We start from the raw sequence: 19,639 nt of genomic DNA on the forward strand, positions 1-19,639 counted from the left end.
TCTTAAATTTTCACCTTGTACCTAGGTAAAAGAGCCTAGCAATCACATAATACAATTCCACACAAAATAAAATTCTGATTATCTATTTTAAAGGGGATAAAGAAAATTGGAGCTGATTTTTATTCATGAATAGAAAAAATTCTTCTCATAACAAAGGCGATTCCTCAAATAAAATTGCTGCTTTTATTGCAACGCTAGGAGCTCTATTAGTAAGTGTAGAAGTTTTATCTAATTTTTTTATAATTTTTTGGTTAATGATAATAGCAATAACAAATTTAATAGTCATATTTTATCTTCAAATTAGTGTTTTTAGTTTAGTAACAACAATCCTTTTTGTAATCTTTTACTTTATATACAAAAAATTATTTGCACATTCTAAATTTGTAGAAATCTTTTCAAAATATAATATGATTATTACAATAATTTCTTTATTAATTTTAAATATGTTATACATATCAAAAAAAATGTTTAACGGTGCATTAATTACTCCTGTGGTAATAATTATTACATGGTTAATTTACAAATTTATGTTTAAAAAAATAAAAAATAAGAAGAGCTAGTTTTATAGTGCAGACTCAAAATGGAGTACTTGCTTTCACTGTTTTGTTTTCGGGGAATTGTATTGATTTTATTGTAAGTGTTAATAATCCGCCTCAAATATATCTTTCCATGCTTGAGGCGGATATTAATTTCTAATTAAAGTGTACTAATCTATTCCTTCTCATCCCTCATACTGTAATACCCCAAATTAATAATAACCAAGAAGTACCCACCCATAATTCCAGCTGCAAATGTCCACATGTACTCACGGTGTTCAATTTCATACATAATAATCGCACCGAGTATGGCGGCTGCAAATCGATTCATCATGCCAAGCATCGGTGCTTTTTCTTTTTTTACGATGCTATTTCCGAACTTTTCGATACGCCTTCCTAAAATCCAGGCGCAGTACATACTAACTAAAAGGCCGATGCTTATCCCTACAAACTGGGCTGAAAAAGGTGTCAGCAACCATCCTAATAACATCACGCCTAGCAAACAATATATTTGTATGTTGAATGATCTTAATGCCATACGAATCATGTTATGCTCCTTATCTTTCCTATTAATCCCATCTTTCGGACTTCAAGCTTTCCGATATCTCTTTTTTAAAATGGGGAAATTTGATTTTGCTCACCATTAAATAAGCGAGTACGCATGTGCCAAACGCTACGGAAACTGGATTATTTAGGAGGCATAAAATGAGGAGACACATTGACGCAAATGGAATGGGCATGCCGATAAAGGTTGGGAGTTTGCTTTGCTGCGTGTTAAATCTCGCAAGTCGAAGCATTCCGCAAATACTGTAAGCGAGCGCACATATCATCCCAATAGATTGCAAATCTTTTAAAGCGACACTATAGGCAAGAATAGATGGCGCTACGCCAAAAGTAACTAAATCTGCAAATGAGTCTAACTCTCCGCCAATTTCCGAAACAGCATCCATTTTCCGAGCAACCATGCCATCAAACAGATCAAATACCATACCTGTAATAATGAACATGACTGCACCATACATATCGTGAACGAAAACAGCGTGAATAGCCAAAAGTCCACACACAAAGTTTGCTATCGTCATCATATTTGGTATGTAACTCATCACACGCTTCGCCTCCTTTCTACTAATTGCTTCTTCCCGGGTTTTACTCATTAGACTCAAGATCCTTCTGCTTTTCTTCCAATATCACTTTATTTATTTTTGTTAACGTATCAGTCATTTGTTGCAAAGCTTCGATATCAATTTTTGAGAAATATTTCTCGATTAATACATCATCTAACTTCGACAATTGCTCCATATACTTACTACCGTTTGGACCAAGTGTAAGGAAATACTCCCTTTTATTATTCGGATTAACTTGCTTTGAAATCATCTTCTGCTTTTCCAATTTCGATAAAACTTGGCTCACAGCACTTTTCGATATATTAAAAGTAGTCGCAATGTGATTTGCTGTCGTGTTTTCATTTAAATGAATATGAAATAACATGCTCTCTTGCTGTCCTGTAAGACCGTACTCATCTTTCAACTCCTGAAATAGTAAAATGTAGAATTCATTATAGGCTCGATTCATTTCATTAATTATTTCTTTATAAGTTCTAGTCATAGCACTCTTCCTCCATGCTGTTATTTTGTTTCGTTTAATAGTTAAGTTCACTTAACTTAACTATATTATACCGTTATGTTTGTGTAAAGGGAAATCAATCTCTATCCATTCCTATAACACGGAATAAAGTATGCCATTTGCCTTTTCCACTGTTTTTCATTGATCAAATTCCGATCTCTCTGGCATGATACATCTATCATTTTGAATAAATAAACATAATCATTACAAAAATTCCATATAGACCCATTACTGGTTAAAATGTTATAATAAAATCACCCTACATAGTTACTCATATTCCGATTGAGGAACTAGCGTCTTATTAAGCAATGCGCATAACTCAAATAAAAAAGACACTTTTTACAGTGTCTTTTTTATTTATATTCTAAGGATTTATCTCTTTTAGACACAAAATCTATTACATGATAAAGGAGACTATCAAATGGAACATCCTGTTGCAAGAGAATTACGTAACATACGTATATGCCTTATCATCTTAATTATCGTCATCGCATTTTGGGACCGTGAGAAACCTGTAGAAATCACTGACCATAGTAGCGATCCTATGTTAAACACTAGTAATATGACCCAAATTGGCGATCATACATTTGCCTATAAAGACGAATCTAATCAAATTAAAATATTTAAGTTTGATCCGGATACAAACGAAATAAAGCTAATAAAAGAGTTTTATGCTAGCGAATATTGATTATATACAATAAATAATTCAAATTGATAAAAGGCACTTTAGGGTGTCTTTTCTTTATGGAGTAGGATTATGAAAAGACAGATTTACAATTCTAAGCGACTCGTTGGTACTACCCCATTGCTATCAAGCTAATATTTTCATATCCCCCTAAATTAAAACTTTCTTTCTCTACAGATAGTTATTCTGAGAAGCCGGGCATTATTTTCTTAAGTTGATGGACATGCATGGTGACCCCTATTGGACGATAGTAAATGAACAATTTCGGGGTTCAGTTCAACTTTATTCAAAATAAGATTTTTTTGCAGTAAAATCAATGTTGGTGGAAGTTTTTTAATCAAAATTTTTTTAAAATTAACATAAATACTTGCAATATTTAAATTAGTACTATATAGTTCTAATTATGACAAAGGTAAAATTAATGAATCAAAAACGTGTGATTGAAGTAGCTGCAACATTATTTTTAGAAAAAGGGTTTGCTTATACAAGTATGGATGAATTAGTACGTGTAAGCAAAGTTTCAAAGTCGAATGTGTATTATCACTTTTCTAATAAGGAACAATTATTAGAAGGAGTCGTTGATTATTGGATTGAAATGTATCAATCTGCAATTGATGACGTACTTTCTCAGAACCAATTTTTAGTTGAAGATCGTATTCAACTGTTTTTAAAGCAATTATCACAAGGAGTTCAGTCGAGAGAGTATAAAGGGAGCTGTCCATTTATTACTCTTTATATTCAAAGTCCTACACAGGCCACGCAAATAAAAGAAAAAATAGGTCTTTTTTTTACAGGATTACAAGAGAAAGTTTCTCTATTACTTAAACAAGGGGTAGAGAATGGAGAATTCAGAAATACGATTCATATTGATGAGGTTGCATCACTTTTTATTACAAATCTTGAAGGAGCGTTATTTATTTCAGAAACATTGAAGGATGCAACTGTAATCACGAAAACAGCAGATCATTTTTTAAAATTGCTTCGATAAAAGAAGCATTTTTTTTACATCAAATTAGTACTAAGTAGTACTAAAAGGGGGATTTTATATGAGAACAGTATTTTTAACTGGTGGAACAGGCTTTATTGGAAAGCAATTAGTGAAAGAATTAGCTAGAGAGGATGTTAAAATTCTTCTTTTAGTGAGGTCGAAAAGTAAAGCAACAAGCATTTTTCAAGAAAGAGGCATCTTAAAAAAGGAAGTTATGCACTTTATTGAAGGTGATTTGACGAAAATAGATTTAGGTCTAAGTGCTGAAGATAAGGAGAGGGTATTGAAAACGGATGTGATTATTCACGCAGGAGGCCCCATGGATATTCAAGCGACAAGTAATGAGGCAGCTTCCGTATTTTTAAATGGCGCGAAACATATTAGTGAATTAGCTAAAAGTATTCATCAATTGAAGGGCTTGCAACAATTTATTCATGTTGTAGGTTATATGAGCCCCTTTGATGATAAAAATAGCAACATTGCAATTGATGTGTTTCAAGAAGGAAACAGTTATTTGAAAATAAAAAATCCATATGAGAGAACAAAATTTTTAGCAGATCTTTATATCCGTCAGCAGGCATCAGCAATAGGTTATCCGCTTTCTATAATTAATCCGCCAACTGTAGTCGGTAGTAGTAAAACAGGGAGTACAGAGCAGATAGCAGGATTAGGTTTGCTTGTGATGAGTATGCGAAGAGGGCTCATGCCAGTGATTCCTGGAGGTAAGGGATATAGGTTACCACTTATTTCAAACGATGAGTTTGCGAAGTTTATTGTGCAGGTTTTCAGGTTGGAGCAACCGACTATCCAAACATATACACTTGTTGAAGACAAACAGCACGATCAGAACATTGCTGAATTATTAAGTATTATGTCGGAAAGTATGAATATGAGGGCACCAAAAGTCTCGGTTCCAATGCCGCTTATGAAAACAATTATGAATAGTGGAGTAAGTAAAATAACAAAAATTCCTTCTGATGGACTGAATTTTATTACAAAACGAAAATTTTCAAATGTTTCAGCGAAAAAAATTATGGGAGAGGATTGGTTTAAGAAGACGAGTGTAATGAAATTTCTCCCTGCTGTAGTAGCAGATCTGGACTATCGAATGATATATCAAAATGGCCAGCATAATCATTTATTTAAACGAACATTATGCGATAACACTACCCTTTACCAATTACAAGGAGAGGGTAAACCGTTTATTTTATTACATGGTTTATTGAGTGATGGAGAGGATTTATTTCCTTTAGCACAAGAGCTTCATGAAAAAACTGGTCAACCTGTATGGATCTTGGATCTTCCAGGTTTGGGGCGTTCTCCTTTTAAACGAGATAAAAATCTTCTAGATATCTATTTGAATGTTGTGAAAAAGTTATTGGAGAAAGCTACTAATGGTGCACATCTAATTGGTCATTCATTCGGTGCATTTATTCTTCTGGAAGCATTGGTACAACAGTACATAGATAAGAAGTATTCAATCACTTTACTTCAGCCACCTGTTGTTAAAAAAAATGCTAAATCGCTAAATGTTCCTCAATTTATGAACAAATGGACATTAAAACTGGCAACTACTAATTTCATAGAGCGATATTTATTAAGTAATGGTTTGTTTGAAAGTATAGAGAGCATCCCTGAACATTATATTGAAAAGATAAGTAAAAGTTTTACTTCTCCTAGAATTTTAAATACTACGGTTCAGCTTAACAGTTTACTACTGAAAAACGATCAAGGTGATTTCAATGAAGTAACAAAGTATAATCTTCACATTATCTGGGGGGGTTATGACAGAGCATATTCTGCTCCATCGCATGTTGGTAAGATTGATTTTGTTCCATATGGCCATCATTTTCCTCTTAGCCATCCGAGTGAAACGGCAACATTAGTAATAAAAAATAGTAATACTAGCAGATGAGAGTGTGGGATAAATAAAAGTTTGTAGTAAGATCATTGTGTCTTTGAAATAAAATTGTACTGTTTTGGGTCCACCCTATGCCCATCAACTTCAAGATTTTATAACACCCCAAAACGAAAAAATGAGATTTTTATTACAAGTAAGCACAATTTTTCGTTCTGGGGGTAAAATAATCTTCGGATGGGAGTCCATATTATTGAAATTAAGATGGTTCAAGTCGGAGGAAAGCGCCTTAAGGTGTCTTTTCTCTTTAAATTAAAAAGGAGCTGACTGTATGGAACATAATAAAAACGGAATCCTTGCTTTAATTGTTTTGTTTGTGGGACTCGCATTTTTTGTTATCGGTATGGTTTATCATTTATGGGGCACCTTTTAAATTGAAGAAATTTTATTTACTGGATACGAAAATGAAGAAGAACTTTCCTTACGAAAAGAACTCATATGAATTTTTAAAGAGGATGCAAAGATGCATCCTCTTTAATTTATCTTCCGTCCGAAAAATGTAAAAACAAAAACATCTTTTGTCCATTTTCCTTTCCCATACATATAAAATACGAATCCACTAATACTAGTTAGTATAATAAGTACAGCGAAATATATCCAATTTTTTTCATTACCATTCTTTAAGCTATCTATAATTTGCTCCTTCGTATGTCCAATATGAACAAATTTCCCGTACCTACTAGGTAATTCTTTTATTACTTTTCCATCTGCTAACTTGGTAGTATTCGCCTGAATATCATTTATTCTTGTTGAAATTACCTTCTGATCATTTAATTCCATAAAGGGAGTTTCCAAAGACACATTTTCTTTATTTATTAATTTTAATTCTTTATTTCCGATATGTATTGGTTCATTATAAAAAGCTGTTACTTGACCGTTACTCCATAACGAACGATTTGGTGCAGAAGTCTGTGTATAGTATGTTGTTTTTTTCTTTTGAATTCGATTCACTACCGCATACCCATCAGCAAGTAGCGTTTCATCTCCTGTTACACGTTCAGAATATATCTCTCCCCTTACAAAATATATACCATTTGCAACCTCTTTTTCACTTGAAATCATCTGTATATCACCGAGTTCATTCCAGACTAAAAAACTATTTAAACTCCTATATCCATAAAACAAACATGCCATTAATAAAATGGTAAACATTGCCCCTATTTTAAATGTTGCCTTTTTATTCATTACTTGTTATTCCCCCATATATTATGAATGCTTTCATCTTAATTATAATTAGCAATATTATTGATGTACATATATTGATCTTTTTCCCTAAGCTAGCTTTATTACCGACTGAAAAAATTATTATCTAAACGGAAGAGCACACTACAAATACGCGAGTCAATTTGACGTTTACTTAAATAGGGGATACATACTGTTTCGACAACAGACAACTAAAATATATATGACTAAATATTATATAATCCGTATATATGCAACATTACATAAAATTATTTATTATTACATGCTATACTAAAAAAGGAGTCGACAATCGTTATTTTCTTCTTAGTTTTAAAGCAATATGGATATATACCTTCTTATCGCATTTGGATTGTACAAGCAAAAGAAGACATCTTAATTGATGTCTTCTTTTCTTATATTTTTATGAATTCCTTTGAGCAGATGCTCTCCAAGCACGAAAAGATGTTGGGTGTCCAGAATGAGCTCTTTGCTTTGCAGCAGCAACAGCTGGTTTTTCTTCAATAGTCGTTGGTTTCTCTTCCACAATCGCTGATTTTTCTTCAAGAGTATTCACGGCTGTCTGTATCTTTTCCAACTGCTCTTTTAAAGCTTGCTGTTCAATCTTTAAATCCGTAAGTAATCGTAAAATCATTTCAGAATTGGCCATAAAGATCCTCCTTCCCCCAATGCACAGAATAAAATAGAATATGTCATCAGCGGAATAGCGGTGACAAAAATAAGGTCGTCAACTCTTATAAAATCTAAGCATCTTTATTTTTCAAAAGGACCTGCTCAAGTCTATCCGTAAAAACATAAAGTGAATTAAATCCATTAATTAATGGTCTTTATGGAAGGAGGAGTTAATATGGGCTATGGCGGTACTTGTGGCGGTGGCTGCGGTTTCGGCGGCGGATTCGCTTTACTAGTTGTACTCTTTATTTTATTAATCATCGTTGGAGCTAGCTGTTGGGGCGGCGGATTCGGCTGCTAAGGGGAGGCACTCTTGAGAGTGTCTTTTTTTTACTTATAATAATTAATTTCCCCTCTAGCTGCACTCAATTTACATATATAATCCGTTAATGCCCTATGAACTGATTACTACGTCTCCCTTATATAAACTCCTCTTAAACAACGGGTTTTTAAAGTCATGAATATAATACATTACGTTTAACCTCTGTTGGTATTATTTTCCTAACTTGTAATAGGCAGCACCTTGTATTCAAACAAAAAGAAATAGTATGCTTAAACTGTAAGAGTACACTTATTATAAAGAAACATTAATTACAGCGTCTCTTTTTTGATCTAATAGCTCAATCAATTCCACAAAGTATAGATTTAAATATTAGATACCATTAATGGAGGGAATTGAATTGAAAAAAATCTTTTCCAGTTTGAGTATTATTTTTATATTAATCATTTTAGGAGGGTGTAACATGAATGATGATAAGAAAGAAGAAGAACAAAAAATAGTAAAAAAGGCCGAAGAAGTAACTATTAAATATTTCAAAGAAAAAGAGAATTTAGAAGTAATCATTACAGGACATAAATTTGCCCCAAGTAATTTTCAAACCGTCTTTATAAACGGGCATATAAAAGATGATGAGAGTAAAACCTTTTCTGCAGATGTAGAATACGGTGGAGAAAAATATCATGTAAGTTCCATGTCTCATTCTAAAAATTTAGAACTTAAAAACTAACACTGTAGGCACTCATAAGAGCATAGCCATCAACTTAAGAAAATGAATAAAATAATGAATTAGGGCACCCTTTCATGCAGTACTGTATGAAAGGGTGTTTTAATTGATGTCTATAAACAATGACGCACCAATCGAGGAACTTATGTATTAAACAGGTATGATTCAACCAAAACGAAAATTTCAGGCACAGAATCTTCTATTACTCTGTGTATTTTTAGGACAAACAATCAGTTCTAAGTCTTTAGTTACTCTTTGCACAAAATTAAATGAAGCCACTGTTACTTGTATTCCAACCGAGGCACTCAATAAACATTTGAACGAGAAAGCCGCATGCTTAAATTTTGTCACTCAACAAAATCAGAAAACAATTACAATTAAACTGATTATTTTTCTTCTGAAGAATTACATATTTTAAAATTGACATAACACATCATGCACCATATACTGTTAACAACAGTATACTGTCATTAACAGTATAAATCAAAATTCATTCTAGGAGGTATATCCATGAAACATACAGGAAGACATACAGGTGCATTTCTTTTGTTATTTTTAGCTGAGGGCGATAACTACGGCGGGCAATTACTGCAAAAGTGCGAGGAAGAACTTCCCGTCAATCCAATCGATAGCGCCATTTTATATCGTACGCTAAAAAAGTTAGAAAACGAAGGTGCAATCGAATCTTACGTAAGTACAGATTATCAAGACAAACCGAGAAAGATGTACAAAATTACGCCTGCTGGAAAGGAACAATTGGCAGAATTTCAAATGGACATTGAAGAAAAAATGAAGAACTTATCCTTTTTCATAGACAAATATAAAGACTTAAAGGAATCCAATCATGATTAACGGCGTGATCCTTTACACTTTAGCCATTATTCTTACGGGGATTTCTTTTATGAAAGACCGCAATAAAACGAAAGATGCTCTAATGAAGTCGTGGAAAATGTTTCGCAACCTTCTCCCTGCGATGCTCTCCATCATGCTTTTCGTTGGCTTATCGCTTTCTATATTAACGCCGTCCTTTATCTCTTCAATTATTGGAGGGCAATCAGGTTTTATCGGCATTGTGTATTCAGCAATACTCGGATCCATTGCACTTATTCCAAGCTTTGTTGTATTTCCTCTCGGTCATACGTTAGTTCAACACGGTGCAGGGCTACCTCAAGTTGCGGCACTTATGTCTACACTTATGTCAGTAGGAATTACAACCTTGCCGATGGAACAAAAAATATTCGGACGAAGCTTTGCTTACGCACGTAATGCATCTGCTTTGCTCATGTCACTTCTATTTTCCTATATCATTTGGATGGTGATGGTATGAAAGAATTAAAAAGATATCGCTTCTTTTTCATCTTACTACTCGGTCTCTTCATATTAACGTTTATAAATCAATCTTTAGGATGGCGTGCATTACAACTAACAGGGAATAGCATTTTAGATATGTTGTTTCTCCTCCCCCCTGTCTTACTATTTGTAGGGTTACTTGATCAGTGGGTAAAAAAAGAAACACTCATGAAATATATGGGCAAAAAATCAGGTATATACGGAATCTTATTTTCTCTATTATTAGGAGGCATTGCAGCGGGTCCCCTCTACGTCGCCTTCCCAATTGCAGCACTACTATTAAAAAAAGGCGCAAGCATTCGGTACATCGTATTTTTCTTAGGCGTTTGGACAACTGCGAAATTGCCAATTCTCGTGTATGAATTTTCTTCATTTGGAGCTACTTTTACACTCATTCATATTGGTTTCGGTTTAGTATTCTTTTATATTATGGGGCTTATTTTTGAGAGGTTTTATGATCAGGAAGAGTTGCTTCGGTATGATGTTACGGAGGAAATGTAAGATTCTTAAAAAAATCTTACATTTCTTAATTTTCCCTATTTTATTTTCGAATATTTGAATGTGAAATTTTTCAATGACTTTCTTTGTTTCTTCTGGGTAATGAACTCTTGTCTTCAAACGAAAAACACCTCCATTGAATTTGCATACTTAGTATGCGAATTCAGGAGGTATTTTTTTCATGTGCCACTATTCGGGTTCACTTCAAATATGAAATGGTTTTTTGTAACACTTATTCGCATTAATTACTTATTATAAAACTAATAAAAGAAAATATAATTGCACTTCAATTTCTTAATAATTAGTTTTAAGATTGCTATTATCCTCTCCACGTAATTTTCGTACAGCAGTAAACATCTGTTTGTTTTTTCTTGTATGAAAATGGGTTTCATTACCGTTTTGTGCAGCAATGTAGAAAACAGGGGCTTTTTTCTCACTTGTATTATTAATACTCATATTTGTATCCCCAATTTTTGACGAAGTAGTTATATAATTTCCAGTACCAAGTCCTTTATAACCATAATCAGAATAATTACTGTGAGGAATATTTATTATATCACCTTTTTTGGGAACGAAAATTAGCGCCTCTTTAGTTAACGTAAGAAATCCCCACCCAAAATCAGAATGATGATATACTTCTACTGTCAATATACTGTTTTGATTATACTTATTACGTACAATCTCTTTACAGCTGTTTTTCCCTTTCTTATCCTGGATCACAAAATAAATAGGAATCCCAAACAAAGCAAGCAGATAAGAAAATGCTATGGCTTCGCTATTAATCATAGCTCCTATCAAAAATAACCCTACAGCTGACCCAACTGTAATAAAAAATCGTTTCGCAAAACGTGAAGTAAATGGATCCACTAACAAACACTCTCCTTTTTTTTACCAATGAAATGCTAATTTTTTTATAAATTATTAAAACTAAATAAACAAATAAATGCACGATTTATATTTTTTGTTTGTTCAAGGCCTATATATCGATGTTAAAAAAAATATCTTGATAAAAAATGGTTTTAACTATATAAGATTTGTCAGGAAAATAGGCTTAGCGTTGTAAATCCGTATTTTCGGGACGCTCCCCCATATTGAATAAAGTTTATAAAGAAAAGAAACCCAAAGGTGCCTTCCTTCGACTTGAACCACTCTAATTTTAATTACTATTTAACAGGGCTTATTTGAAACAAATGTCTAATAATTTTGACGTTCAGCATCTCGCAGTCCTTTTTCATATCCATCTTGTTCCCCTTCGTATCTCCCATCATCATATCCTTGGTCATATGCTGTATATTTTTCCAGTGGTGGCGGTGGAAGAAAGACGTGTGCCTTTGGTTGGTGGCAATAAGTTGTTGCAATCGAACTGCATATCGCATAACACGCCGTGAAGATAAAACCGCCCACTAGTGTGTGTAATAAAGCATCCATGGAGAATGGCTGCTTTGCCCAAATGCTGTAAAATATATAAGTGGCAACGCCGCTTACGAAAAACGATATGATACCGGCTGGGATGGTAAAGCGGTGACGATACCCACATATAAAATGGAACAAATAAAGTATAAATATAGCAAGGCCGCTATAAGATGTTTCGTACGGGAGAATCTTCATACCTGTCAGCACGTAACTCAAAATATAAGATAAATAAAAGCTACAAATCAAACTGACACTGGCATTAAATAGATACATAGGCAAGGTGTATACCTTTCTCGTGAAACAGGAAAAGAGTAAAAATCCGCCCGCAAGTAAAACCGAAAAACGGAAAAATTCCAAATCAATAGGAAAAATCATTTTTAAAATGGAAGCATAACTGTATCCAAGTATGAGGCATAATATAGGATGAACGATATATTGATGCCACCTAGCAGACCCAAGATGGCAAAAAGCATAGAATATAACGACGCATATTGGAATCAATACACTGAAATCTGTTTTGTCATACGACATATAGCCAAGAGCAGGTATAACGTAATCTGCTAAAGAAAAGAGTACACCAGTAAATAGAATACCAATCAATACTTTTAACCGATTGCTGTATTGCAAACTAGTAAAAATGGATGTATACATCCAGCAGTCAATAGTGTGAAATTTTTCCTCGTCCGACCGGATTCTTGGATCTTTCGGTTGTGTAGGTTGTAATCTCATGATCGTCCCCTTTCCTTTCTCTTTTTATCTCGTCGACTTCCTTACTAATTTTGGACAGAAATTAGCCGATTCCCTGTATGTTAAGGAATCAGTTTTTATTTTTGAAGATATATCAGGACCTAATTTGTTTTTTAGTTAGCGATCATTGTGATTGGTCCAAATTTCTATACTGATTTCATCATCGTTGCCTGATACATAGGCATCAAAACTAACACCATTACTCATTTTAATACCATCGCTATGTCTTTGCCTTGCGAGTACGAGGTTTTCCATCTCTTTTGTCCATTTGATATTAGTAGCTTCTGTCATTGCTTGGATGGTATTCATATCTGTTACATTTCCCTTATAAGAGATACGTACAACTTCACGAGCATCGTTTAAATATACTTCTACTTCGGTATATCCTTTTGATTGATATTCTGTTTTTGACTTTGTGGAATACACCGTATAGCCAACTAAGTGGTCTTGTTTCTCATATTCGAAGGGAAAGGTTTCTTTGCCCTCTTTTTTCATTTTTTCTTTGATTTTGTTATAGTTTTTGATATATTGATCCATCGAAACTTTTTTGAATGTAGATTTTGTTTCTTGTTTATCTTTTGAGTTGTCTGTCCAGTCCTCTGATGCTCCATTTCTAGTTGTCGCTTGTTTTACTTCTTCTTTTTTTGGTTCAGAATCACAAGCTGCTAACCCCATAAATAAAACAGAACAAGAGAGTGTTAGTAGTAGCTTATTGTTCATAATAAATATCCCCCAGTATATTAGTTTTTCATAAACTTGAATAATTTCAATATATACGAATAATATATTGAAACCCTTCAAGTTTAAGGAAAATAATGTATAATTACAGCGTTTATTATACTATAGGGGGCAAGGTATGTATATATTAAAAAATCGACAAACATACTTATTTTTTATAAAGAAATGACAACTAAAATTCTGATGATTCCCAATCGTACAATTCGTTAAGTTTACATTTTTTACAGGATAATTATACCAAAAAAATATTTAGATAAACATTCTTATATCTAAATTCTATTAAACTTAAATATGGTTTTTCAATAAAAAAGTAATTAGGGGGAGACATTATGAAGAAAAAAAAATCTTAGCATTAACTGCACCATTACTTTTAACAACTACTTTAGCAACTGAAGCATCAGCATCTACGGATTCTTTTAATGTAAATACTACACCTCCTGTTTTGTTTGAAAATGATTTAACTCAAAACAACGTTACGTATGGATTCTTCGATAAATTTTGCATTTCTTTTTTTGCGAATAATTTTTTGTTCATTTTGAATATTCTCTGATTCTCATTTTCTTTTTATTATACAAGAAATACCCTATCGAATAGACTTTTTTCTAAGTGTCTATTCAATAGGGTACAGTATATCGTAAAAGATGTCTTTTTATATAAACCTTAATTTTCGTTCTGTAAAACCCCTGCTACCTTTACTCCCTTTTTCTCTTCTTTTAAGAATAGCGATACGATAAATGCAACAACGATAAAGACTAATCCAAGTGCAAATGCACCTTGGAATCCTGACGTTAAACCATTTAACTTCTCTACTGGATCCATTGGATTTGCGGAGCTTTCCATATACTGAGTTGTTCCTGAAGACATTTTTGAAATAAAGATAGCCGTACCAATTGCGCCAGCTACTTGCTGCAACATATTAAACAGTGCTGTTCCGTGCGGATATAGATCTGGTGTTAATTGATTTAAACCGTATGTTTGTGCTGTCATGACAAACATGAGTCCAACCATTAATACGCTGTGCATAATAATAATTTGTAACATTGATGTGTCAGGTGTAATGCCTTTAAATAAGAACATTGCAATCCCTACTAACACAATGCCGGGAACGATAATAACTTTCGGACTAAATTTATCAAATAGTTTACCTGCAATTGGTCCCATTATGGCGCTAATCATACTTCCCGGAAGCATGATAATTCCTGATTTAAAAGCTGTAACGAGTAAAACTGTTTGCAGGAACATCGGTAATAAAGTCATCGTTGAAAATAACGACATCATCACAATGACGATTAATCCAACTGATAATGTAAACATTGGAACTTTAAATGCGCGTAATTCTAAAATTGGATTCTCAATTTTTAATTGTCGAACGACAAAAATACATAATGATATAAGCCCAACAATTAAAGCACCATATACTTTCGCATCGGACCATCCTAAGTCACCTGATGCACTAAAGCTATACACAAGCCCGCCAAATCCTAATGTCGATAAAAGGATAGATGGATAATCTACTTTTGGTCTTGTTAACTCTGAAACATTTTGAATGTACTTCATCCCAATCATAATGGAAATGATCACGATTGGAATAACAATATAGAATAACCAGCGCCAATTTAGTGAGTCTACGATTACTCCAGATAATGTAGGGCCAATTGCTGGAGCTGCCATCATCACAAGTGCAATTAATCCCATTGTGGCACCACGTTTTTCAGGCGGACAAATGATTAAAATCGTATTCATTAATAACGGTGAAATTAACCCCGTCGCTACAGCTTGGACGATACGGCCGACTAATAAAACGGAAAATGTCGGCGCAAATCCCGCAATTAATGTACCGGCTAAAAACGTTACCATAGCGATCAAAAACATTTGTCTCGTTGTGAGCCATTGCTGAAGTAACGCTGTAATTGGGACTAAAACCCCAACTACTAACATGTAAGCTGTAGAAAGCCATTGAATCGTTGAAGCTGTTACGCCAAATTCTTTCATTAATACCGTTAACGCATTACCAAGTAACGTTTCGTTTAATAATGCGACCATTGCCCCTAAAAGTAACGCAATTAAAATCGGGGTATGTTTCATATTAGAAGTATCAACTTTGCCACTTACAGGGCTCTTAGTTGTCATATTCATTTGCAGATTCTCCTCCTGTTTCTTACTTAAAAAACTTTAAATACACCGGAACACATGTAATATAATATACATATGTAGATTAAAAAGGGAGAATCAATTGTCAGCCACTGTATACTTAATCTACAAAAAAGGAGAATTGTAGATGAATGGTAATGAAAAACAACTCGATTTACGTATTAGACGTACACATAAATTACTATGGGATTCCTTATTTGAATTAATGACGCAATCAAAACAGAAATATAGTACGATCACGGTTAACCAAATATGTGACCGCGCGATGGTACACCGAACAACCTTTTATAAACACTTTGAAGATAAAGACGCTTTATTAGCATTTGGATTTAAACGATACAGCAAGATGATTGATGAAATACCGGTTTCAGATCGATTAAGTAAACCATTTCAAGTAATGGAACAATTTCTACATCATGAAGAAATCGGTAAAATATTAGAGACGCAAATGTCTGATGAACAATTTATTAACCGGACACAGTATTTAAGTCACGAAACGAGAAAACAAGAAATAGAGGCATTAAATCAGCTTTGTAAAAACCATACGATGCCAAATGATCTAATCATTGAATTTTATTCAGGGGCAATCACCTCATTAAGCGCATGGTGGTTTAAAAACGAAAGAAAAGTTTCTGCTGCTGAAATGGATAGGTATCTCCACCAACTTATTAACCGGGATATTTTTCAGTTTGAAAAGGAATAAGACTGCACCTTTTCAATCATGCAATCAAATTGACCCCAAAATAGGAATATGATATATTTTCCGTAGAATACTATATAAGTGTAACAGCGAATAAATTGGCATATAATAAAAAGAAGAGATGCGCTAACATCTCTTCCTTAACTGCTACCGTATAGGGTGGTGGTTATTATACGTTATTATTTTTTACGAAACCCACCCTTTTGCTTCCTACGGCGCGGAGTGGTTTTTTTGTTGTCGTTACCCAGAAGTTGCTTCCGCAAAAAATACGCTGAAACTTCACGTACAGTCGCTTTTACAAATTCTTTACAAGGTCAAACAAAAACTCCATATTATGCCCCCCTTTCCTTCCAAATGGAAAGAAGAGATAACCACCCACCCTCACAATATGCAGTTGACTTTATTTTATCAAATGATTGTAAAGATATTATGTAAACAAATAAAATCTCACAGAAAAAAGCCCTTCTAAACTGGGCCTTTTTTTTATACATACCAATACTTCCCCAGTATTCGGAAAAGAAAAATACGTCGATAAATTTACATTTCAAATATTCAGAATTAATATTAAAATAAAAAATGGGGATAGGGGTATGGGCTTATAAAATTTATACATAACGAGGGAATAGAAATGAAACTACAATTAAAAGCGGATTTAATGTTACTATTAGTTACATTTTTTTGGGGTGCATCCATCTTACTTACAAAGGTCGGACTTGAAGGCATAGAAGAATACAATTTAATCGCATTACGATTTATTATTGCCTTTCTTTTATCAGGTTTAATATTTTACAAACATTTATTCAAAATCGATTTTGAAACGGTAAAATATGCATTTATACTCGCTTCTATCTTATTTATCGTTTACATTTTCGCGACTTTCGGCACAAAGTATACGAGTGTTTCTAATGCTGGTTTCTTACTCTGTCTCACAGTCATTTTCATTCCAATATTATCAGCTATATTTTTAAAACACATTCCAGAAAAGAAAGTTATAGTAGGAATCATTTTAACGATAATAGGAATCGGCTTATTAACATTAACGAGCGAATTCAGGATCGGTAACGGTGATATATTTTGCATACTGTCTGCCTTATTTTATGCGATTCACGTCATCATTACCGGAAGCGTAACAAAACATGTGAATTCCATTGCACTTGGATTAGTGCAACTTGGTTTCGTCGGTCTATTTAGTCTTATATTTTCATTCATTATAGAAACGCCAAAACTGCCTAGCACAATCAACTCATGGCTCATCATCTTAGCCTTAAGCATATTTTGCACCGCAGTCGCATTCATCGTGCAAGTGATTGCCCAGCAATACACAACGCCTACACATACCGGACTTATCTTTTCATTAGAACCTGTCTTTTCCGCAGGCTTTGCTTTCGTTTTCACAGGTGAAACACTTACAGGAAAAGGATACTTAGGGGCGACACTTATATTAGTCAGTGTGTTGATTGCTGAGGTGGATTTTAAGAGTTTATTACGAGTTAATTATAAAAAGAATGTAGAATAGATAAAACATCCCCCGGGAAAATATTCGTTACTATTATTTTCATTCCCTTTTAAATGAGACTGTTTTAGATGCTATCTTCGAATAAGATAGCATCTAAAACATGTTAAAAGGAATTATTATATTTATGTAGCCTGCATAGTTCACTGTTTCTACATTACTTACTGCACATAGTCATACAGATTTTTCGCTAACAACAAACAAGTTACGGTAATGAAAAGGGCGCGAACATACCCGCTTCCTTTTTTTATAGCAAATCTGGAGCCGGCGATTCCTCCAGCAATTTGAGCAACTCCCATTATAAAACCATACACATAGTTTACTTGCCCTACATACATAAACATCAACAATGCACCAACGTTACTTCCTAAATTAAGAAACTTCGCCGTACCTGCTGCTTTTAAAAAATCATACCCAATAAATAAAAGAGCAAACATTAAAAATGAACCTGTACCAGGACCTAGAAATCCATCATAAAAACCAATAATAAAAATAAAAAAGGTAAAAATAATGACGTGTCGACCAGACAATTTTTTATGAGTGGAAATACTTCCCCAATCCTTTTTGAATATCGTATAAATAGCGACCACACCGAGCATGATCAGCATTAATGGCTTTAATACTTCTGGATTCATTAAATGAACGGTCCATGCCCCTATTATGGAACCTATGAAAGTGATTGGAAATAATTTAAACGCCGATTTCAAATCAAGATTACCAGAACGATAAAACACAATATTACTAGTTGCACTCCCCATTGTTGATGCTAATTTATTCGTGGCTACTGCACTTGCTGGATTCAGTCCTGTAAATAATAAAGCTGGTAAGGCGATGAGTCCGCCACCACCTACAACTGAATCAATAAATGCAGCTACAAATCCAAAAACAATCAAAATCATTAATACAGATGGGTCTAAATAAAAATCCATATTAGTAGCCTCCCCTTTAGTCACTATTGTAATAGTAACTATCAATTTGCTAAATGTAAAGAGTTATTGTAACGTTGAAATATAACAGCAAACATCGGAGGACGAAAAAGTGGACTACATAGTGCAACAGCTTAAAAAAATTGGTTTTAATGAATATGAAGCTAAATCTTATGTATCTCTTGTGAAACAGGGGCCTGCTACAGCCTACCAAGTAAGTAAGGATTCAGGTGTCCCAAGAGCGCGAATTTACGAGATTTTGGGTAACCTTGTAGAAAAAGGAATTGTCATGAAGGAAGAAATAAATGACACCACTCGCTATTCACCTCTACCTGTTGAAATCTTTTTACAGAAAGCTCAATCAGAATGGCAGTCTACTTATGAAGGAATTAGTGATTCATTAAAAAAACTCGAAACTTCCGAGGAAAAAACGGATAATCGAGTAATTACTTTAAAAGACAACAAAACAATCATTAGCTATTGTCAGGCATTAATAAAAAAAGCAGAACAACGTATTGTCATTTCAATGTGGGATGAGATGTATGAAGCGTTAAAAGAGGAACTATCTGAGGTAGCTGATAAAGTCACAGTACAAGGCATTACCCTGCATGTTGAAAATCCTATTAAAAATCTAGAAGCCCATCGTATAACAACTTATACAGAAACCCTCTCTACAGAACATTGGTTTATTTTATCGATAGATTCTAAAGAGATGATTTATGGCCCATCACTTGAAGAGCGTAATATTGCTTTTTATACAGATGACCCCGTTCATATATACTTATTAGAGGATTATGTATGGCATGATGTTTTAGTAAATCGACTTGTCCGACGTAGCCAAGATGACTTGGAACAATGGATTACTGCAGAGAGAAGAGCTTTCTTTATGGGGAAATAAGAAACATATTCAAAAAAATAAAGCATAAGTGAATACACTGGAAAACTTATGCTTTATTTTATATGCAAAGTAATACGCA

General features: G+C 33.8%; 22 protein-coding genes. 12 read left to right on the forward strand and 10 right to left on the reverse strand.

Annotation, left to right across the window (positions count from 1 at the left end; translation table 11 throughout):
* Positions 1 to 125: 125 nt before the first annotated feature.
* Complete coding sequence (locus ACTFSI_RS25135; RefSeq protein WP_001080454.1) at positions 126 to 560, forward strand: hypothetical protein; 435 nt, start codon at positions 126 to 128, stop codon at positions 558 to 560.
* A gap of 151 nt (positions 561 to 711) precedes the next feature.
* Here the strand turns inward: ACTFSI_RS25135 and ACTFSI_RS25140 are convergent, their stop codons facing one another.
* From ACTFSI_RS25140 to ACTFSI_RS25150, 3 genes are read right to left on the reverse strand one after another with little or no spacing between them, the layout of a single operon-like run.
* Positions 712 to 1,083: an ATP synthase subunit I gene (locus tag ACTFSI_RS25140; RefSeq protein ID WP_097851237.1), complete on the reverse strand. Its 372-nt coding sequence runs from the start codon at positions 1,081 to 1,083 to the stop codon at positions 712 to 714.
* A 22-nt stretch (positions 1,084 to 1,105) separates the two neighbouring features.
* On the reverse strand, positions 1,106 to 1,690 hold the full coding sequence (pssA, locus tag ACTFSI_RS25145) for a CDP-diacylglycerol--serine O-phosphatidyltransferase (RefSeq protein ID WP_270364571.1): 585 nt from the start codon (positions 1,688 to 1,690) through the stop codon (positions 1,106 to 1,108).
* Positions 1,683 to 2,141, reverse strand: a complete 459-nt coding sequence (locus ACTFSI_RS25150; RefSeq protein ID WP_270364569.1) for a MarR family winged helix-turn-helix transcriptional regulator — start codon at positions 2,139 to 2,141, stop codon at positions 1,683 to 1,685. Before ACTFSI_RS25150 ends, pssA begins: the two co-directional genes overlap by 8 nt.
* Before the next feature lie 439 nt (positions 2,142 to 2,580).
* On the opposite strand from ACTFSI_RS25150, the gene ACTFSI_RS25155 reads away from it, so the two are divergent.
* The 3 genes from ACTFSI_RS25155 (at position 2,581) to ACTFSI_RS25165 (ending at position 5,747) form a co-directional block, all read left to right on the forward strand.
* Positions 2,581 to 2,847: a YmzC family protein gene (locus ACTFSI_RS25155; RefSeq protein ID WP_000400975.1), complete on the forward strand. Its 267-nt coding sequence runs from the start codon at positions 2,581 to 2,583 to the stop codon at positions 2,845 to 2,847.
* A 418-nt stretch (positions 2,848 to 3,265) separates the two neighbouring features.
* Positions 3,266 to 3,832, forward strand: a complete 567-nt coding sequence (locus ACTFSI_RS25160) for a TetR/AcrR family transcriptional regulator (protein WP_001072300.1) — start codon at positions 3,266 to 3,268, stop codon at positions 3,830 to 3,832.
* Positions 3,833 to 3,890: 58 nt separating this feature from the next.
* Positions 3,891 to 5,747, forward strand: a complete 1,857-nt coding sequence (locus ACTFSI_RS25165) for an alpha/beta fold hydrolase (RefSeq protein ID WP_440045706.1) — start codon at positions 3,891 to 3,893, stop codon at positions 5,745 to 5,747.
* A gap of 477 nt (positions 5,748 to 6,224) precedes the next feature.
* Here ACTFSI_RS25165 and ACTFSI_RS25170 read toward each other — a convergent pair whose 3' ends face one another.
* Positions 6,225 to 6,935, reverse strand: a complete 711-nt coding sequence (locus tag ACTFSI_RS25170; RefSeq protein ID WP_440045707.1) for a hypothetical protein — start codon at positions 6,933 to 6,935, stop codon at positions 6,225 to 6,227.
* A 418-nt stretch (positions 6,936 to 7,353) separates the two neighbouring features.
* Positions 7,354 to 7,599 carry a hypothetical protein gene (locus ACTFSI_RS25175; RefSeq protein ID WP_000013669.1) on the reverse strand — a complete coding sequence of 82 codons (246 nt, stop codon included), beginning with the start codon at positions 7,597 to 7,599 and terminating at the stop codon, positions 7,354 to 7,356.
* Positions 7,600 to 7,797: 198 nt separating this feature from the next.
* On the opposite strand from ACTFSI_RS25175, the gene ACTFSI_RS25180 reads away from it, so the two are divergent.
* The 5 genes from ACTFSI_RS25180 to ACTFSI_RS25200 all read left to right on the forward strand — a co-directional run bounded on the left by ACTFSI_RS25180 (position 7,798) and on the right by ACTFSI_RS25200 (position 10,477).
* Positions 7,798 to 7,923, forward strand: a complete 126-nt coding sequence (locus ACTFSI_RS25180) for a YjcZ family sporulation protein (RefSeq protein WP_000540385.1) — start codon at positions 7,798 to 7,800, stop codon at positions 7,921 to 7,923.
* Between the two features lie 442 nt (positions 7,924 to 8,365).
* Positions 8,366 to 8,629 carry a hypothetical protein gene (locus ACTFSI_RS25185; protein ID WP_000997168.1) on the forward strand — a complete coding sequence of 88 codons (264 nt, stop codon included), beginning with the start codon at positions 8,366 to 8,368 and terminating at the stop codon, positions 8,627 to 8,629.
* 507 nt (positions 8,630 to 9,136) lie between these two features.
* Complete coding sequence (locus ACTFSI_RS25190) at positions 9,137 to 9,478, forward strand: PadR family transcriptional regulator (protein WP_138322393.1); 342 nt, start codon at positions 9,137 to 9,139, stop codon at positions 9,476 to 9,478.
* On the forward strand, positions 9,471 to 9,953 hold the full coding sequence (locus ACTFSI_RS25195; RefSeq protein ID WP_000606991.1) for a hypothetical protein: 483 nt from the start codon (positions 9,471 to 9,473) through the stop codon (positions 9,951 to 9,953). Before ACTFSI_RS25190 ends, ACTFSI_RS25195 begins: the two co-directional genes overlap by 8 nt.
* A complete protein-coding gene (locus tag ACTFSI_RS25200; protein ID WP_440045708.1) occupies positions 9,950 to 10,477 on the forward strand; it encodes a permease in 528 nt (175 codons plus the stop codon). The genes ACTFSI_RS25195 and ACTFSI_RS25200 overlap by 4 nt, the downstream gene beginning before the upstream one ends.
* A gap of 291 nt (positions 10,478 to 10,768) precedes the next feature.
* On the opposite strand, the gene ACTFSI_RS25205 is transcribed toward ACTFSI_RS25200, so the two are convergent.
* From ACTFSI_RS25205 to ACTFSI_RS25220, 4 genes are all read right to left on the reverse strand, one after another.
* Entirely contained in the window at positions 10,769 to 11,341 is a 573-nt protein-coding gene (locus ACTFSI_RS25205; RefSeq protein ID WP_440045709.1) for a hypothetical protein, read from the reverse strand.
* 327 nt (positions 11,342 to 11,668) lie between these two features.
* Positions 11,669 to 12,082, reverse strand: a complete 414-nt coding sequence (locus tag ACTFSI_RS25210) for an RnfABCDGE type electron transport complex subunit D (protein ID WP_139895675.1) — start codon at positions 12,080 to 12,082, stop codon at positions 11,669 to 11,671.
* Positions 12,083 to 12,751: 669 nt separating this feature from the next.
* Entirely contained in the window at positions 12,752 to 13,354 is a 603-nt protein-coding gene (locus ACTFSI_RS25215; protein WP_138322398.1) for a hypothetical protein, read from the reverse strand.
* Positions 13,355 to 14,032: 678 nt separating this feature from the next.
* The gene (locus tag ACTFSI_RS25220; RefSeq protein ID WP_440045710.1) at positions 14,033 to 15,508 is read right to left on the reverse strand and encodes an MDR family MFS transporter; all 1,476 of its coding nucleotides are present in this window, start codon (positions 15,506 to 15,508) and stop codon (positions 14,033 to 14,035) included.
* 142 nt (positions 15,509 to 15,650) lie between these two features.
* On the opposite strand from ACTFSI_RS25220, the gene ACTFSI_RS25225 reads away from it, so the two are divergent.
* Both ACTFSI_RS25225 and ACTFSI_RS25230 read left to right on the forward strand, forming a co-directional pair.
* Positions 15,651 to 16,226, forward strand: a complete 576-nt coding sequence (locus ACTFSI_RS25225) for a TetR/AcrR family transcriptional regulator (protein WP_277617232.1) — start codon at positions 15,651 to 15,653, stop codon at positions 16,224 to 16,226.
* A gap of 625 nt (positions 16,227 to 16,851) precedes the next feature.
* On the forward strand, positions 16,852 to 17,739 hold the full coding sequence (locus tag ACTFSI_RS25230; RefSeq protein WP_440045711.1) for a DMT family transporter: 888 nt from the start codon (positions 16,852 to 16,854) through the stop codon (positions 17,737 to 17,739).
* 158 nt (positions 17,740 to 17,897) lie between these two features.
* On the opposite strand, the gene ACTFSI_RS25235 is transcribed toward ACTFSI_RS25230, so the two are convergent.
* Positions 17,898 to 18,665: a TSUP family transporter gene (locus ACTFSI_RS25235; protein WP_000348441.1), complete on the reverse strand. Its 768-nt coding sequence runs from the start codon at positions 18,663 to 18,665 to the stop codon at positions 17,898 to 17,900.
* Positions 18,666 to 18,774: 109 nt separating this feature from the next.
* Between ACTFSI_RS25235 and ACTFSI_RS25240 the strand changes: the two genes are divergently transcribed.
* Positions 18,775 to 19,560: a TrmB family transcriptional regulator gene (locus ACTFSI_RS25240; protein WP_440045712.1), complete on the forward strand. Its 786-nt coding sequence runs from the start codon at positions 18,775 to 18,777 to the stop codon at positions 19,558 to 19,560.
* Positions 19,561 to 19,639: the final 79 nt, after the last annotated feature.

Source organism: Bacillus cereus group sp. MYBK101-2 (genome assembly GCF_051918845.1).
GTDB classification, from domain to species: Bacteria; Bacillota; Bacilli; order Bacillales; family Bacillaceae_G; genus Bacillus_A; species Bacillus_A paranthracis.

Bases quoted from the DNA above. Each gene is read 5' to 3' on its own strand.
- ACTFSI_RS25170 (WP_440045707.1), bottom strand. From the start codon at position 6,935: ATGAATAAAAAGGCAACATTTAAAATAGGGGCAATGTTTACCATTTTA.
- ACTFSI_RS25195 (WP_000606991.1), top strand. From the start codon at position 9,471: ATGATTAACGGCGTGATCCTTTACACTTTAGCCATTATTCTTACGGGG.
- ACTFSI_RS25175 (WP_000013669.1), bottom strand. From the start codon at position 7,599: ATGGCCAATTCTGAAATGATTTTACGATTACTTACGGATTTAAAGATT.
- ACTFSI_RS25225 (WP_277617232.1), top strand. From the start codon at position 15,651: ATGAATGGTAATGAAAAACAACTCGATTTACGTATTAGACGTACACAT.
- ACTFSI_RS25160 (WP_001072300.1), top strand. From the start codon at position 3,266: ATGAATCAAAAACGTGTGATTGAAGTAGCTGCAACATTATTTTTAGAA.
- ACTFSI_RS25215 (WP_138322398.1), bottom strand. From the start codon at position 13,354: ATGAACAATAAGCTACTACTAACACTCTCTTGTTCTGTTTTATTTATG.
- pssA (WP_270364571.1), bottom strand. From the start codon at position 1,690: ATGAGTAAAACCCGGGAAGAAGCAATTAGTAGAAAGGAGGCGAAGCGT.
- ACTFSI_RS25235 (WP_000348441.1), bottom strand. From the start codon at position 18,665: ATGGATTTTTATTTAGACCCATCTGTATTAATGATTTTGATTGTTTTT.
- ACTFSI_RS25210 (WP_139895675.1), bottom strand. From the start codon at position 12,082: ATGAAGATTCTCCCGTACGAAACATCTTATAGCGGCCTTGCTATATTT.
- ACTFSI_RS25220 (WP_440045710.1), bottom strand. From the start codon at position 15,508: ATGAATATGACAACTAAGAGCCCTGTAAGTGGCAAAGTTGATACTTCT.
- ACTFSI_RS25190 (WP_138322393.1), top strand. From the start codon at position 9,137: ATGAAACATACAGGAAGACATACAGGTGCATTTCTTTTGTTATTTTTA.
- ACTFSI_RS25140 (WP_097851237.1), bottom strand. From the start codon at position 1,083: ATGATTCGTATGGCATTAAGATCATTCAACATACAAATATATTGTTTG.
- ACTFSI_RS25230 (WP_440045711.1), top strand. From the start codon at position 16,852: ATGAAACTACAATTAAAAGCGGATTTAATGTTACTATTAGTTACATTT.
- ACTFSI_RS25180 (WP_000540385.1), top strand. From the start codon at position 7,798: ATGGGCTATGGCGGTACTTGTGGCGGTGGCTGCGGTTTCGGCGGCGGA.
- ACTFSI_RS25185 (WP_000997168.1), top strand. From the start codon at position 8,366: ATGAATGATGATAAGAAAGAAGAAGAACAAAAAATAGTAAAAAAGGCC.
- ACTFSI_RS25155 (WP_000400975.1), top strand. From the start codon at position 2,581: ATGGAACATCCTGTTGCAAGAGAATTACGTAACATACGTATATGCCTT.
- ACTFSI_RS25200 (WP_440045708.1), top strand. From the start codon at position 9,950: ATGAAAGAATTAAAAAGATATCGCTTCTTTTTCATCTTACTACTCGGT.
- ACTFSI_RS25165 (WP_440045706.1), top strand. From the start codon at position 3,891: ATGAGAACAGTATTTTTAACTGGTGGAACAGGCTTTATTGGAAAGCAA.
- ACTFSI_RS25150 (WP_270364569.1), bottom strand. From the start codon at position 2,141: ATGACTAGAACTTATAAAGAAATAATTAATGAAATGAATCGAGCCTAT.
- ACTFSI_RS25135 (WP_001080454.1), top strand. From the start codon at position 126: ATGAATAGAAAAAATTCTTCTCATAACAAAGGCGATTCCTCAAATAAA.